Source organism: Zymomonas sp. (assembly GCF_020216885.1).
GTDB lineage: Bacteria > Pseudomonadota > Alphaproteobacteria > Sphingomonadales > Sphingomonadaceae > Zymomonas.
The window spans coordinates 1-12820 of the sequence record NZ_JAIWON010000120.1; the positions used below are offsets into that span (position 1 = coordinate 1).

Genomic DNA, 12820 nt, shown 5'->3' on the forward strand with positions numbered 1-12820 from the left:
ACCATGTTGAAGTTTATAATGTTGGTGAAGCCAGCGTCTTACAAAAAAGATTCAGCCTAGAAACCGATCTTCGACGGGCTATTGATAATGGCGACCTCCACCTTGTCTATCAGCCGATATTGTCGCCCTATAATAAAAAGATCGTTGGTTTCGAGGCTTTGGCGCGCTGGAATCACGAAACATTAGGCCCAGTTTCTCCGGCAGAATTTATTCCGGTAGCCGAAGAATCTGGCTTGATTGTTCCCTTGGGGCGTTGGGCTTTAGAAAATTCGGTGCATACCCAACAGCAATGGGACAAACAGGCCGGATATACTTTACCGATAAGAATTTCTGTCAATGTTTCGGCCTTGCAGTTGATGCGGGATAACCTGACACAGGTTATGACAGACATCAAAAAACAAACCGGTATCAATGGTGAGAGACTGACCTTGGAACTAACGGAAAGCGCTTTGATGCGTTATCCTGAACAAAGTATCAGCGTTATCAATACCATGCATGAATTGGGTATCAAAATTTCGATGGATGATTTCGGAACCGGATATTCATCACTTTCTTATCTGAAAACTTTCCCTATCGACCATCTAAAAATAGATCGCAGTTTTGTGACCAATCTGGCCGAAGATAAAACGGCTATTGCGATTACCCGCGCTATTACTAGCATGGCTTCGACGCTGTCGATTAAAACGATTGTCGAAGGCATCGAAACACCGGAACAGAAGAAAATTATTATGGATTTGGGCTGTGATTATGCTCAAGGCTTTTACTTTTCTCGTCCGTTACCGGAGGATGAGGCGATTGCCTTCTATATGGCATCCAATAGGAATTAACGCTCTGCTTTATGAGTGGCCATTGTCTCCGCTATAGCCAAGGCCGCTTTTTCTTGCACCCAGTCGCTATTAGGAAAATCGGCTTCGACCCATGCTTTTTGTATCTTTTGCAGAATAGTGGCGACCAAAGGTCCTGCGGGTAAGCCTTTTGCAATTAAATCGCCCCCTTTAAGTGGAAAAACAGGACGTTCCCAATTTTTGAGAAGTGCTATCGCCGAATCGACTGTCGATTCATCGCGATCAGACAGCAAAAGACGGGCAATGGCCTCATCTTTTCCGATCGCCCATGCCAAAGAAAGCGGTTTTTCTTCTTCCTCTGTTAATAAGGCGATCAGATATTTTTTCTGCTCTTTTGAAAAACGAAGGCGTTGTGCAACAGAACGCGCCATTTCTGCGCCTTCAGGCAGCAACGCGGCGAGATGGAGCAGAGCGTTTCCTGAAAGCTGGTAGAGCCTTTCTCTTTCAAGCAGGCGTTTTAAAGGCGGGATGCTGTCCGCTGTAATCTCAGGTAAAATCGGCTTAAAGATACCCGACTGTATCATCAGGGTGATAACAGCTAAAGGATCAGGCAAGGCCAAAATTTTGAGGATCTCGCTGGCAATTCTTTCGCGAGATAATGCCATCAAATCATTGGCGCGTTTAATGCAGGCTGCCAGCGCATCGGGGTCAGGATTTTTTCCACCAAAACGCGCGAAAAAGCGGAAATAGCGTAAAATACGCAGATGATCTTCCGCGATGCGCGTTTCGGGATTGCCAATAAAACGGACAGAATGAGCTTTCAGATCAGCTAATCCACCGAAATAGTCATGCACCAAGCCGCTTTCAGCCTCGGCATAAAGCGCATTGATCGTAAAATCACGTCTTTGGGCATCATCTTCCCAATTATCGCTGTAAGCAATGGTTGCATGGCGGCCATCGGTCGAAACATCGCGTCTAAGACTGGTAATTTCAACAGGACATTTTGTCGGCAAAAGAGCGGTGATTGTGCCATGTTGGATGCCGGTTGGAATAGCTTTAAAACCAGCTGACCGGATAAGCTCCATCGTTTTTTCAGGATGATGGCGGGTTGCGCAGTCTATATCACTGACAGGCAGTCCCAATAATGTATCGCGCACAGATCCGCCGACAAAGCGGATCATGCTGTCGCCCCCCAAAGCCTTGATTAAATCTTTTAAGCCTTCTTGATGCTGCCATTTTTGATCGGGTAAAAACACAGACATCAATTAACCTTCCTTTTGCAAAGCAGGCGTATCGGCTTCAACCATGCCAGCCCGATCACGCAAGCGAGAAGATGTCAAACGGGCAAGCAAACGCCGTTTTTCAACAGGCCCCGGTAGCCGCCAATCTCCCGTTTCCTCGTCAGAAAATCCAAAGAAACGGTTATAATATTCGGGATCGCCAATCAGCATCACGGCATCATGGCCTGTTATGTCGCTATTATCGGCAACATCAAGGCTATGCTGCACTAAAGTCTGTCCGATACCATGACCTTGATAATCAGGATGCACGGCCACGGGGCCTAGTAAAATCATCGGCAGTTTTTTACCATTCAGACAGGAAAGCCGGATTGGCCAGCATTGGATGATGCCCTGCAAAATATCGCCATCAACGGCAGCAAAAGAAAGTTCAGGAATCGCGCTTACCCCTTGTCGCAACCGATAGGCCGTTCGGCCATGGCGATCTTTACCGAAACCGATATCGAGTAAATCTTCTATTTTTTGTGAATCTATCCGGTTTAGGGGAACAAGCGTTATCACTCTTTCATATGCCTCGATTATGGTGGAAGAAAATAAATTTCTTTTTCAAAGACCTGCGCTTTTACGGTGCTTTTTTTTATTTCGGAATGATTCTCTTTCTCTTTTGAAAAAAAAGATGCGCTATGTCTGTGTAATCGAAGATATTTATCCCCAGAGAAGAGGATCAACCTGTGGATAAGATTGGGGAAAAGCCAAAAAAACCCTTATTTTTAGGGGACTTTCTTGGTGTGCCTAAATTTTAGGCAATTGTGCAAAACAGGCAGTAAAATAGATAAACACCAATCGAAAGACTCTTTTATGATAAAAAAATCGAAGACTCTTTCTGCTGGGTTGACCACTATCACAATGCAACAACGCTTCCCGTGGCCAGATAATTTTTGTATCTCGAGGTTATTATGAGTGACACTATATTCAGGCCGGAATCTGCCCGTGGGCTTATTCCTGACCATTTGCAGCCAAAAACATATGTGCTTCATGTTGAAGATTTAATGTTAATGGCCGCTATTGGCTTTCACAGCCACGAATTGGATAAACGTCAGCGTGTTCTGGTAAATCTGGATATCGAATTGGAAAAAGCGGTTTTACCGACCAATGATGATATTAACGCCGATTTCTGGAATTATGATTATATCCATCAGACGCTTTCTGAGCTGGTTGAAAAACGGCGTTTCAACTTGCAAGAAACCTTAGCGCAGGAAATCTATGATTTAATCGCTGCCCGCGCGCATGTTCGCCGCATTAAGGTTTTTGTCCGTAAACCTGATGCCTATCAGGATTGCCAATCCGTCGGGGTCAGCCTGTCCAATTTTCCGAATTAAAAAAATAAAAAATGCCGGCCTGTAAAAACAGACCGGCATTCCGTATCATTTAACTTTTAGTCTTAAGCCTGTTTTAAATCACCACGGCTGACACCTTCGCCATCGAGATTTTTAGCGACGAATTCCCAGTTAATGATATTGGAAAGCACGTCTTTGGCATATTTCGGGCGGGCATTCCGATAGTCGATATAATAGGCATGTTCCCAAACATCGAGCGTCAAAAGCGGCTTTACCTCTTTATGGGCTACCGGCGTATCACCATCATGATAAGACGTGATGGCGAGCTTGCCTTCTTTCAAAACGAGCCAAGCCCAACCGCTGCCGAAATGACCAACGGCTTCAGCAGCCAGTTTTTCTAACAGGGCTTCGGTTGAGCCAAAGCTTTCTTCAATCAAAGAAGCGAGCTTGCCACTGGGCTTTTGGCCTGCTTTGGCCAAGCCGAGCCAGAAGAAGTTATGGTTCCATGCCTGTGCTGCATTGTTAAAGAGGCCTTTATCCTTGGTTTCAACGGCTTTGTTGATAACCTCGACAAGGCTCAGACCGGCTAGTTTCTTTTCATCAACCCAGCTGTTCACTTTATCGACATAGGATTTATGATGCTTGCCATGATGGTATTCGAGCGTTTCTGCGGACATATGCGGCTCGAGGTCTTTGGCGCCAAAGGGCAGGGCGGGTAATGCAAAAGCCATGATGTGATCTCCCAATTCTGTCAGTATAGTCAAACCTATGGTGAAAGAACGCAGCAACTATCAAAAAGTTACCATTTTTACGAAGCATATCCCGACGGGATAAAAATTTTATAAAATCATTATATTTCAGTTGTTTAATGCAATTTAAGAGGCTTTTTGTCTATAAAAACAGGCAGTTTTGTTTTTCAATCACTGTGATGGATTTCTTTAAAGTTTAATCTTTTTCGGCTTGAGAATGACTATTCCCAGCAGGCAACAGGTCATAACGCCGCAAAATATGCCGTAATTGATCGTAACTTAAACGGAGGGCTTTGGCGGTTGCCCGCTGATTATAACAATGGCGTTGCAAGGCTTGTTCGACACAATGCCGTTCATAATCTTGGCAAAGGGCTTTTAAATCACCATCCAGCAAGGATTTTTCGATAAAATTAGAATGAGGTAGCGAGACTTCTCTTCCTACCATTAGGGTATCTTTTACCGCCACCTTCTCAACAATAGTCGATTCCTGAACTGGCCGCCAAGGCGAGGCAAAGGGATCAAGAACAATATGATTTATGGGTTTTGTCGCATCGCCCCAGCGGTAAAGGCTGCGTTCGACAACATTCCGTAATTCTCTGACATTCCCCGGCCATGAATGATTTTTTAGAATCTCCATGGCTTCTTCTGTAAAACCAAGCCAGTTATCCCATCCCAATTCCAAGGCCATATGCCGTCCGAAATAGTCTGCCAGCAAAAGAATATCTTCTTGACGATATCGCAGCGGTGGCAAGGTAATAACTTCAAAAGAAAGCCGATCAAGCAAATCTGACCGGAACTGTCCTCTTGCTGCTAAACTCGGCAAATCTTCATTGGTGGCGGCAACAATTCTGACATCGACTTTTGTTGGGCGGATAGAGCCGATGCGGTTGATCTCGCCATATTCGACGGCGCGCAATAGTCTCTCTTGCGCGGAAGAAGACAAGGTTGCCAGTTCATCCAGAAAAAGGGTGCCGCCTTCGGCTTGTTCAAAGCGGCCTGTCTTGGCACGCATGGCTCCGGTAAAAGCACCAGCTTCATAGCCGAATAGTTCGGATTCTATCAGATTTTCCGGCAAAGTCGCACAATTCAATGTCACCAAGGGTGATGCCCAACGAGAAGACAGGCGATGCAACCTTTCTGCGATCAGTTCTTTGCCGGTGCCTCTTTCCCCAATGACTAGAACCGGTCGATTTAAACTGGCAGCACGGCTGGCTTGCTCGACAGCATCAAGAAAGGCCGTTGATTGACCAATGACAAAATTGTTTTTCCCCATCACTAATTATTAGGAAAATACGCCACTATTTAGCAAATAATATATGATATGATTTTTTAAAAAATCTCATTATTTTTATAAGTATTTGTTTTTAAACAATAAAATAAAACTGGCACGAGAGGTGCTTAGATAAAAACATCATCAATAATTTCACGACAATAAAGGTTTCGTAGCGATGTTTTCTCTCCCTCATAGCCGTTTCTCTCTGGTCAAAAGCTGCTCTGCGGTAGCGGCTATGTTATGGATGGCAACACAACCGGCTTTTGCTTTTTCGCCAGATCATGATCTCGAAAAATGGACGGCAAAGGTCAGCCACAATTTGAATCAGGCTATTCATGAAGATAGCAATGATCAGGCCAATGACGGTTTACAGATAAGCGTTCTTGGCCTGACTATTGATAAAGAAGGCCATCCTTACGATATCCATATGGTTCGACTGACAGGAAATCAGCTTTTGGATCAAGAAGCCGTTCGGGTCGCGCAAAATGTTTATTATCCCCCGTTACCGAAAAGCCTTCATAAACAAGCGCAAAATATCGAAGTAAAATTGCTCTTTGATTCCAATCTGCAAGAATTGGCGGATATTAACCATCAGGTCAAAGAACAGGATAGAAAACAAAATCAGGCTTTTGCAACGGAATTAGCAGAGGAGCGGCTTGCATTCGCTTCTAATGAAAACAAACCGGAGGTTTAGAAATGAGTATATTTTCAAGAACTCGCGATATTATTGCTGCCAATGTTGTTGATATTCTCAACCGGTCAGAAGATCCGGAAAAAATGATCCGGATGATTATTTTGGAGATGGAAGAAACCTTAATCGAGGTTCGGGCTTCTGCTGCCAAAACGATTGCCGATCAAAAAGAAATCGAACGGCAGGTTAGCCGTTTACAAAAAATTGAAGCCAACTGGCTGGATAAAGCCGAATTGGCCTTGAGTAAAAATCGCGAAGATTTGGCTAAAGCGGCCTTGGTTGAAAGGCATAAAGCCCAAAGCCTTATCAGTGATTTATCCGCCGAAGCAGAAAGCCTGAATGAAACGCTGCAAAAATCCGAAGGCGATATCATCAAACTTCAGAATAAGTTGAACGAAGCGCGCAGTCGCCAATCTATTCTGGCTGCACGATATGCCGGAGCCAAACAGCGGTTAAAAATGCGGGAACTCTATCAAGGTTCACAAAGCGAAGATGCCTTTGCCCGTTTTGAAACGCTGGAAAGACGAGTCAATCTGGCAGAAGGTCAGGCCGATGCCGCCGGAATACGGGGCATGTCTTTGGAAGAAGAAATCGACAATCTTGCAGGGGACGACAAGATTGATCAGGAATTGGCCGAATTGCGGAAGCGGCTGCATAAAAAAGGAGGGAAATAATGGATTCGTTGGCACCTGTTTTAGTCTGCCTTATTCTGTTTATCGGCGTGCCTTGGATATTCCTGCATTATATTACCCAATGGAAGAAATCCTCTAGCATCAGTGCCGCTGACGAAAATCTGATTGAAGAGCTTTATGAGAGCGCTCGGAAACTGGAAGAACGCTTACAGACGATCGAGCGTATTATCGCGGCTGAAAATAATGCGGCGGCCGATATCTATTCTACGTCGAAAGAGCCGGATTCATCTAGCCATAGTACTCTTTCCAAATAAGCATTCAGGAGGAAAAAATGGATTTTCGCCGCACCAAATTTTATCGCGATAAAGCCCATGGCAAAATATTGGGGGTCTGTTCTGGACTGGCTGACTATGCCGGTGTGGATGTCACCCTTGTTCGGGTTTTGACCGTTATCATGACCTTGGTTGGTGGCTTTCCTTGGATTGTCGTTGCCTATTTTGTGACTGCGTGGCTGACCGAGGATAAACCCCGCGCTTTACAGGAAATGGACAGCGATGAGACCCGTTTTTGGCAAGATGTCAGAACCAAACCGACGGTCAGCCTCCGCAATGTCAAAAACCGTTTTCGCGATATCAATGGCCGTCTGGCAAAGGTTGAGACCTATATCACCAGCCAAGACAGACGTTTAGCCAAGGAAATAGATAATTTGCGCTAAGAATGATCAACCATCATTTTTAAAAAAACAGGGGATGAAAAATGCATGGCAGTCAATGGATGGTGGTTATTATTGTGGCTTTAGTCCTGATAACAGGCCTTCTCAAATCACGTTATCGCTATCAGGGAGAAATAGTCGAAAATCTTGCTGAAAATGACAACATTCCACAAATGCAGCAGGAAATTAAGGCGTTAAAAGACCGCATTGCTACATTGGAACGTATTGTTACGGATAACTATCATAATCTGGCTTTGGATCAGGCTATTACTGCCTTGGATCAGCCGATATCCGAGAAGCAGAAGGGTGAAAACAAGGTTGTTCAGGCTCAATAGCGCCTTTGTTTTTTGATGTGTAAAATGTCACTATCGGGATAATTCCCTGTTTTTAGCCCGATTTATATTGCTATTTTTCCTTCGCTTTTGCCATAAATAGGGCATCTTTCCTTACTTAGTAAATGCTATAGGCTATGACCACACTTGCCGATATTGAAGAAGAATATGATTTTTTGGAAAGCGATGATCGTTATCGCTTGCTGATTGATCTGGGACGACATTTGGAAGAAATGCCCGATGCGTTAAAAACAGAGGCAACCAAGGTTAAAGGCTGTTCGGCTTCTGTTTGGGTCTATCCGATGCGGAAAGAGGATGGGAAGCTCCATTTTCTGGCGGATTCCAATGCAGCGATTACGAAAGGGATTATTGCCCTCGTTTTGATGACCGTGCAGGATAAAAATCCCGAAGAGATCATCAATACTGATATTGAAGTCTTGTTAGCACCGTTTGATTTAAAAAATCAGTTAAGTTCCAACCGGACGCAAGGTATTCCCAATATGATTGCCCTCATCCGGCAGACTGCGGAGCGTTATAAGTGATTTTATCGGCTCTTTTACTGGCGACGACGCCGGTCATGATTACCAAAACCGAACCTATCCCGCTTGAAAAGGAGACTGATCCTAGAAAAGGGAAGGCCAAGGATAAAAACGGTTTTTATATCGGTGACCAACTGATTGCGCCCAATGATATTATTGATGCCCGCGCTTTGCCCCAATTAAAGGGTAATCCGATCATTATGTTGACGTTAACGGGCGAAGGCACCGAAAGATTGACCGAGGCAACGGCCGGTAATGGATTCAGTCAGATGATTGAAATCCGTTTTAAAGGTGCTGTTTTAAGCCAACTAGTCTTAGGATCGCCTATCCGCGACAATGTTTTAACTTTTTCTGTGTCCGTCCCTTATCAAAAGGCGCAGAATATTGCCGCTGAAATATCTCAAAAACAGCCACTGCCTGAATCAACCGAATAATTGAGGCGGGATAATGTATAGAAATAATGTGATCGGGCAGGGTTAGAAGCTGCCGCGCTCTTCCCGATTACGAAGAAGATCAAAGGCAGCCTGAATAGCATGGAAGCGTTTTACGGCTTTTTCATCATCCCGATTAAGATCGGGATGCCATTTTTTGGCTAATTGCCGCCATTGAATTTTTACCATCTCGAAATCGGCATCAGCCTCTAATTCCAAGACTTTTAGGGCCTCTATCACCTCATTAGAACGGCCATTTTCAGAGCCTGACCAACTATAACTGGTTGATGAATATCCAGAAGCTTGTTGTTTTTCTTCCGCTTGACGTTTGGCGGCTTCTTCTTTGGATAAACCAGCAAAATAATCCCAATTGCGATTATATTCTACAATGTGGTCTTCACAAAAATACCAACGATCAGGGCTGTTTGGAGATTTTGGGGCAGGGAAGTTACCCGGCTTGTCGCAGCCTTCACGGTCACATAGTCTTACTTTCTGGGCGGCATAGTTACTATCACTGTAACCGCGCCAACGCGGAAAGCCCCAATCTCGGGATTTGGTATATCGAGCCATAATATTTCTTGTTCTGCCTGTATGAGAATACCCCCGACCGAAGAATTGGCCAAAGTCGGAAAAATCAAGAATATAGTTTTTTTAGGAAAAAGAGGCAAATGACAAAGAAAATCAACAGAGGTTATACGCCAGAAGGTCTATAAGCCGGGTTCTGTCCACCAGCAAAGCTGGATAGGCGACCATTCATCTAAAACCGGAATTGCTTCCGGTCTTTAGCAACCAACCCGGATGACGGGGCGGAGCCAGCCCATATGCCATCCCTATTCGGTTTTGCTCCCAGTGGGGTTTACCTTGCCATTGCCGTTACCGGAAATGCGGTGCGCTCTTACCGCACCTTTTCACCCTTACTTTATTACCGAAGTAAAAAGCGGTTTGTTTTCTGTGGCACTTTCCCTGAGGTTACCCTCGCCGGATGTTATCCGGCACCGTTACTCCTTGGAGCCCGGACTTTCCTCCCGTATGTTAAAAACATACCGGCGGCCGCCCGACCTTCTGGCCGAAAGGGTGATAGCAAAAATCACCCTAATGTCGAGGATTATTCTTAGAAGCGGCCTTTAATCACGAAAAAGAGGTTTACTGATGCGGTAAACCGACAATCGCACGGGCAACCGCTTCGGGATCGAATGGGCGTAAATCATCCATGCTTTCACCAACCCCGATCGCGTGGATAGGTAAACCATATTTTTCAGCCGCCGCCACCATGATACCGCCCCGTGCTGTGCCATCGAGCTTGGTCATAATCAGGCCGGAGACACCCGCGATTTCTTTAAAAACCTCGATCTGGGAAAGCGCATTCTGACCATTGGTCGCATCCAGCACCAGAATAACATTATGCGGGGCTGCCGGATTAAGTCGCCCTAAAACCTTTTTGATTTTAGCTAATTCATCCATTAGGCCGCTTTTATTCTGAAGGCGGCCTGCAGTATCTACAATTAAGGTATCCGTGCCTTGGGCTGTCCCTTCTTTAACCCCTTGGAAAACAAGGCTGGCGGCATCCGCGCCTTCGGCACCGCTGATAATGGGGATTTCCAGTCTGTCTGCCCAAACCTTCAGTTGCCCGATAGCGGCGGCTCTGAAAGTATCACCAGCGACCAGCATGACTTCGTAATCGAGTTCCTGAAACCAATGTGCCAATTTGGCGATCGTGGTTGTTTTCCCTGAACCATTGACCCCAATGACTAGAATAACTTGCGGTCTTGGGAAGGCATCAATTTCGATCGGTTGAGCAACCGGCTTTAAAATTTTGGTAATTTCCTGCGCGACGACTTCGCGAACTTCCAATTCAGTCACGCCTTGCGGAAAGCGTTCACCCGCCAAACGTTCCCGAATACGCCCAGCCGTGCCGGGGCCTAAGTCACAGGCGATCAGGGTTTCTTCGATTTCATCTAGCGTTTCGTCATCCAAGGCCGCTTTTAACGCAATGGATGATAGATTTTCGGTTAACCGTTCAGATGTCCGCTTGAGACCAAAACCAATTTTTTTATACCAAGGTGTTTCTTCACTCATAATTTCTTCCCGATCAGGCCATCTTTATCTGTGCCGGTCACCATAATGTCGACAATGCCGCTTGTTTCGACCGCTTCGCTTAGGCGAATAGGCGCAAATTGGGGTGTATGTCCACGTCCGCCTTCACCTTCCAACAAGACGGATTGCCGACTACCTACCAATGTTTCCAGCCATGCCGTTTGTCGGCGATTAGCGGCTTCCCTTAATTTTTGGGCGCGTTCTTTAATCAAGGGCGTATGCACTTGGGGCATTTTAGCCGCAGGCGTGCCTTGGCGAGGGGAGTAAGGAAAAATATGCCCGAAAACGATATCACATTCATCTATCATCTGTAGGCTGTTGGCGGCCATTTCCTCGTCTTCGGTTGGAAAACCGGCGATAATATCGGCACCGATTGCGATTTCTGGACGGCGCTTTTTTAAACTGGCCACTAACTCAATCGCCTGTTCCCGACTATGCCGCCGTCGCATTCTTTTTAAAATGGTATTATCGCCCGCCTGTAAAGACAGATGAATATGCGGCATAATGCGTTCATCTTCGGTAATGAGTGCCATCAACAGGGGATCAATACCGTCAGGGTCAAGGGATGACAGCCGAAGTCTTTTTAAATTTTTGAGCTTTTTCAGGAGAAAGGCGACTAATTCACCGAGATTACTAGGGCTAGTCAAATCTTGACCATAAGAAGTCAGATCGACACCTGTCAGAACTAATTCCTGATGCCCTTCATTGATAAGTTTTCGGGCGCAATCAAGAATATCCTCAAAAGAAGCCGAGCGGTTACGACCCCGTCCTTGCGGAATAATACAAAAACTACAATGGTGATTACAGCCATTTTGAACTTCCAAAAAGGCACGGCTATGTTCACTAAAAGCGGCAATGAGGTGGGGCGTTGTTTCCTTTAGGCTGTTGATATCTGTAACCTTTATGCGTGCCTCATCATCCTTCCCAGAAAAGGCAAAAGATTCAGCCTGATGCTTTTCGACATTCCCGATAACCCGTGACACTTCGGGCATATCCGCAAAAATTTTCGGGTCAATCTGGGCAGCACAGCCTGTAACCACAATACGGGCATTCGGTCTTTCACGACTTGCTCGCCTAATAGCCTGACGGGTTTGTGCTACTGCGCGCGATGTCACGGCACAGCTATTGATAACGATCAAATCCTGACTACCGTCTTTATCTGTCAAAGATTGTTTAATGGCTTCGCTTTCGGCAATATTGAGACGACAGCCTAATGTAATGATATCCGGTGAACTCATGAAAAATGCGCCCAATCTGCTTCGCCTTTGAAAACATAGGTAGCGGGGCCTCGCATAATGATATGACCGTCGCTATTCTCGTCCAAAACAAGCCGGCCTCCGGGAAGGTCTATTTGGGTTTCACCGGAAACCAATCGCCGTCTTTTCGCGGCAACAAAGGTCGCACAAGCCCCCGTGCCACATGCGCGGGTTAGTCCGGCACCGCGCTCCCAGGTTCTCATCTTAAGATGGTTCTTGCCCGTAACCATGACGATATTGACGTTAATCCGTTCAGGAAAAAGCGGGTCATGTTCGATGATATTACCTAATCTTTCAAAATCGACCGCATCGACATCATCAACCACAAAAACCACATGAGGATTGCCCATATTGACAGCCGTTGGCTCTTTTAAATCTTCCCATGCCACAGGCAGCGAGAGCGTATCCATCGCATAGGCGAGGGGGATTTCCTGCCATGATAGGCGAGGTTTACCCATATCCACACAGGCACCTTCATCCGAAAGGCGCGCATCAAGCAAACCGGCGGCCGTGCTGATAATCACATCACGCCCCAAAAATACAGGGACGCAGCGCGTGGCATTTCCGCAGGCTTCAACCTCGGAACCATCTGCATTCCATATTTCCATAGAAACATCGGCCTGATTTTTGCCATTACCGATAATAATCAGCTGGTCACAACCGATGCCGGTATGACGATCGCTTAAAGCCTGCGCTAAGGCTGGATTCATTTTGATAGGATTGTTTCGGGCATCAAGAACAATAAAATCGT

Annotated in this window: 17 protein-coding genes and 1 other RNA gene; 9 read left to right on the forward strand and 9 right to left on the reverse strand. The window is 45.8% G+C overall.

The window, feature by feature from the left end:
- Positions 1–827 (forward strand): EAL domain-containing protein (locus LDL18_RS06830; protein ID WP_296508079.1); only part of this gene is annotated, 827 nt, incomplete at its 5' end.
- On the opposite strand, the gene LDL18_RS06835 is transcribed toward LDL18_RS06830, so the two are convergent.
- Both LDL18_RS06835 and LDL18_RS06840 read right to left on the reverse strand, forming a co-directional pair.
- On the reverse strand, positions 824–2047 hold the full coding sequence (locus tag LDL18_RS06835) for a CCA tRNA nucleotidyltransferase (protein ID WP_296508081.1): 1224 nt from the start codon (positions 2045–2047) through the stop codon (positions 824–826). The genes LDL18_RS06830 and LDL18_RS06835 overlap by 4 nt on opposite strands.
- A gap of 3 nt (positions 2048–2050) precedes the next feature.
- Positions 2051–2584 carry an N-acetyltransferase gene (locus LDL18_RS06840; RefSeq protein WP_296508083.1) on the reverse strand — a complete coding sequence of 178 codons (534 nt, stop codon included), beginning with the start codon at positions 2582–2584 and terminating at the stop codon, positions 2051–2053.
- A gap of 395 nt (positions 2585–2979) precedes the next feature.
- Here LDL18_RS06840 and LDL18_RS06845 point away from each other — a divergent pair, with 395 nt between their 5' ends.
- Positions 2980–3402, forward strand: a complete 423-nt coding sequence (locus LDL18_RS06845) for a dihydroneopterin aldolase (RefSeq protein WP_296508086.1) — start codon at positions 2980–2982, stop codon at positions 3400–3402.
- Positions 3403–3464: 62 nt separating this feature from the next.
- On the opposite strand, the gene LDL18_RS06850 is transcribed toward LDL18_RS06845, so the two are convergent.
- Both LDL18_RS06850 and pspF read right to left on the reverse strand, forming a co-directional pair.
- Positions 3465–4091, reverse strand: a complete 627-nt coding sequence (locus LDL18_RS06850) for a superoxide dismutase (protein ID WP_296508111.1) — start codon at positions 4089–4091, stop codon at positions 3465–3467.
- 214 nt (positions 4092–4305) lie between these two features.
- Complete coding sequence (pspF, locus tag LDL18_RS06855; protein ID WP_296508089.1) at positions 4306–5382, reverse strand: phage shock protein operon transcriptional activator; 1077 nt, start codon at positions 5380–5382, stop codon at positions 4306–4308.
- Between the two features lie 175 nt (positions 5383–5557).
- On the opposite strand from pspF, the gene LDL18_RS06860 reads away from it, so the two are divergent.
- The 7 genes from LDL18_RS06860 (at position 5558) to LDL18_RS06890 (ending at position 8722) form a co-directional block, all read left to right on the forward strand.
- Positions 5558–6076, forward strand: coding sequence for an energy transducer TonB (locus LDL18_RS06860; protein WP_296508091.1), 519 nt, complete (start codon positions 5558–5560; stop codon positions 6074–6076).
- Positions 6077–6078: 2 nt separating this feature from the next.
- Positions 6079–6747, forward strand: a complete 669-nt coding sequence (pspA, locus tag LDL18_RS06865) for a phage shock protein PspA (RefSeq protein ID WP_296508093.1) — start codon at positions 6079–6081, stop codon at positions 6745–6747.
- The gene (pspB, locus tag LDL18_RS06870; RefSeq protein WP_296508095.1) at positions 6747–7019 is read left to right on the forward strand and encodes an envelope stress response membrane protein PspB; all 273 of its coding nucleotides are present in this window, start codon (positions 6747–6749) and stop codon (positions 7017–7019) included. The genes pspA and pspB overlap by 1 nt, the downstream gene beginning before the upstream one ends.
- A gap of 17 nt (positions 7020–7036) precedes the next feature.
- A complete protein-coding gene (gene pspC, locus LDL18_RS06875; RefSeq protein WP_296508097.1) occupies positions 7037–7420 on the forward strand; it encodes an envelope stress response membrane protein PspC in 384 nt (127 codons plus the stop codon).
- A gap of 41 nt (positions 7421–7461) precedes the next feature.
- Positions 7462–7752, forward strand: a complete 291-nt coding sequence (locus tag LDL18_RS06880; protein WP_296508099.1) for a hypothetical protein — start codon at positions 7462–7464, stop codon at positions 7750–7752.
- A gap of 134 nt (positions 7753–7886) precedes the next feature.
- Positions 7887–8291, forward strand: a complete 405-nt coding sequence (locus LDL18_RS06885) for a SufE family protein (protein WP_296508101.1) — start codon at positions 7887–7889, stop codon at positions 8289–8291.
- Positions 8288–8722, forward strand: coding sequence for a hypothetical protein (locus LDL18_RS06890; protein WP_296508102.1), 435 nt, complete (start codon positions 8288–8290; stop codon positions 8720–8722). The genes LDL18_RS06885 and LDL18_RS06890 overlap by 4 nt, the downstream gene beginning before the upstream one ends.
- A 42-nt stretch (positions 8723–8764) precedes the next feature.
- Here LDL18_RS06890 and LDL18_RS06895 read toward each other — a convergent pair whose 3' ends face one another.
- From LDL18_RS06895 to dapF, 5 genes are all read right to left on the reverse strand, one after another.
- Positions 8765–9289 (reverse strand): J domain-containing protein, encoded by a 525-nt coding sequence (locus LDL18_RS06895; protein ID WP_296508103.1) that lies wholly within the window; start codon positions 9287–9289, stop codon positions 8765–8767.
- Positions 9290–9413: 124 nt separating this feature from the next.
- Positions 9414–9785: RNase P RNA component class A (gene rnpB, locus LDL18_RS06900), an RNA gene on the reverse strand.
- A 77-nt stretch (positions 9786–9862) separates the two neighbouring features.
- Positions 9863–10795 carry a signal recognition particle-docking protein FtsY gene (gene ftsY, locus LDL18_RS06905; RefSeq protein WP_296508105.1) on the reverse strand — a complete coding sequence of 311 codons (933 nt, stop codon included), beginning with the start codon at positions 10793–10795 and terminating at the stop codon, positions 9863–9865.
- Positions 10792–12051: a tRNA (N(6)-L-threonylcarbamoyladenosine(37)-C(2))-methylthiotransferase MtaB gene (mtaB, locus tag LDL18_RS06910; RefSeq protein WP_296508107.1), complete on the reverse strand. Its 1260-nt coding sequence runs from the start codon at positions 12049–12051 to the stop codon at positions 10792–10794. The genes ftsY and mtaB overlap by 4 nt, the downstream gene beginning before the upstream one ends.
- Positions 12048–12820 (reverse strand): diaminopimelate epimerase (gene dapF / locus LDL18_RS06915; RefSeq protein WP_296508109.1); only part of this gene is annotated, 773 nt, incomplete at its 5' end. The genes dapF and mtaB, both read right to left, overlap by 4 nt.

What these genes read in the sequence shown, in the direction of transcription:
- LDL18_RS06835 (WP_296508081.1), bottom strand. Translation starts at nt 2,047, where the DNA reads ATGTCTGTGTTTTTACCCGATCAAAAATGGCAGCATCAAGAAGGCTTA.
- LDL18_RS06845 (WP_296508086.1), top strand. Translation starts at nt 2,980, where the DNA reads ATGAGTGACACTATATTCAGGCCGGAATCTGCCCGTGGGCTTATTCCT.
- LDL18_RS06850 (WP_296508111.1), bottom strand. Translation starts at nt 4,091, where the DNA reads ATGGCTTTTGCATTACCCGCCCTGCCCTTTGGCGCCAAAGACCTCGAG.
- pspF (WP_296508089.1), bottom strand. Translation starts at nt 5,382, where the DNA reads ATGGGGAAAAACAATTTTGTCATTGGTCAATCAACGGCCTTTCTTGAT.
- LDL18_RS06860 (WP_296508091.1), top strand. Translation starts at nt 5,558, where the DNA reads ATGTTTTCTCTCCCTCATAGCCGTTTCTCTCTGGTCAAAAGCTGCTCT.
- pspA (WP_296508093.1), top strand. Translation starts at nt 6,079, where the DNA reads ATGAGTATATTTTCAAGAACTCGCGATATTATTGCTGCCAATGTTGTT.
- pspB (WP_296508095.1), top strand. Translation starts at nt 6,747, where the DNA reads ATGGATTCGTTGGCACCTGTTTTAGTCTGCCTTATTCTGTTTATCGGC.
- pspC (WP_296508097.1), top strand. Translation starts at nt 7,037, where the DNA reads ATGGATTTTCGCCGCACCAAATTTTATCGCGATAAAGCCCATGGCAAA.
- LDL18_RS06880 (WP_296508099.1), top strand. Translation starts at nt 7,462, where the DNA reads ATGCATGGCAGTCAATGGATGGTGGTTATTATTGTGGCTTTAGTCCTG.
- LDL18_RS06885 (WP_296508101.1), top strand. Translation starts at nt 7,887, where the DNA reads ATGACCACACTTGCCGATATTGAAGAAGAATATGATTTTTTGGAAAGC.
- LDL18_RS06895 (WP_296508103.1), bottom strand. Translation starts at nt 9,289, where the DNA reads ATGGCTCGATATACCAAATCCCGAGATTGGGGCTTTCCGCGTTGGCGC.
- ftsY (WP_296508105.1), bottom strand. Translation starts at nt 10,795, where the DNA reads ATGAGTGAAGAAACACCTTGGTATAAAAAAATTGGTTTTGGTCTCAAG.
- mtaB (WP_296508107.1), bottom strand. Translation starts at nt 12,051, where the DNA reads ATGAGTTCACCGGATATCATTACATTAGGCTGTCGTCTCAATATTGCC.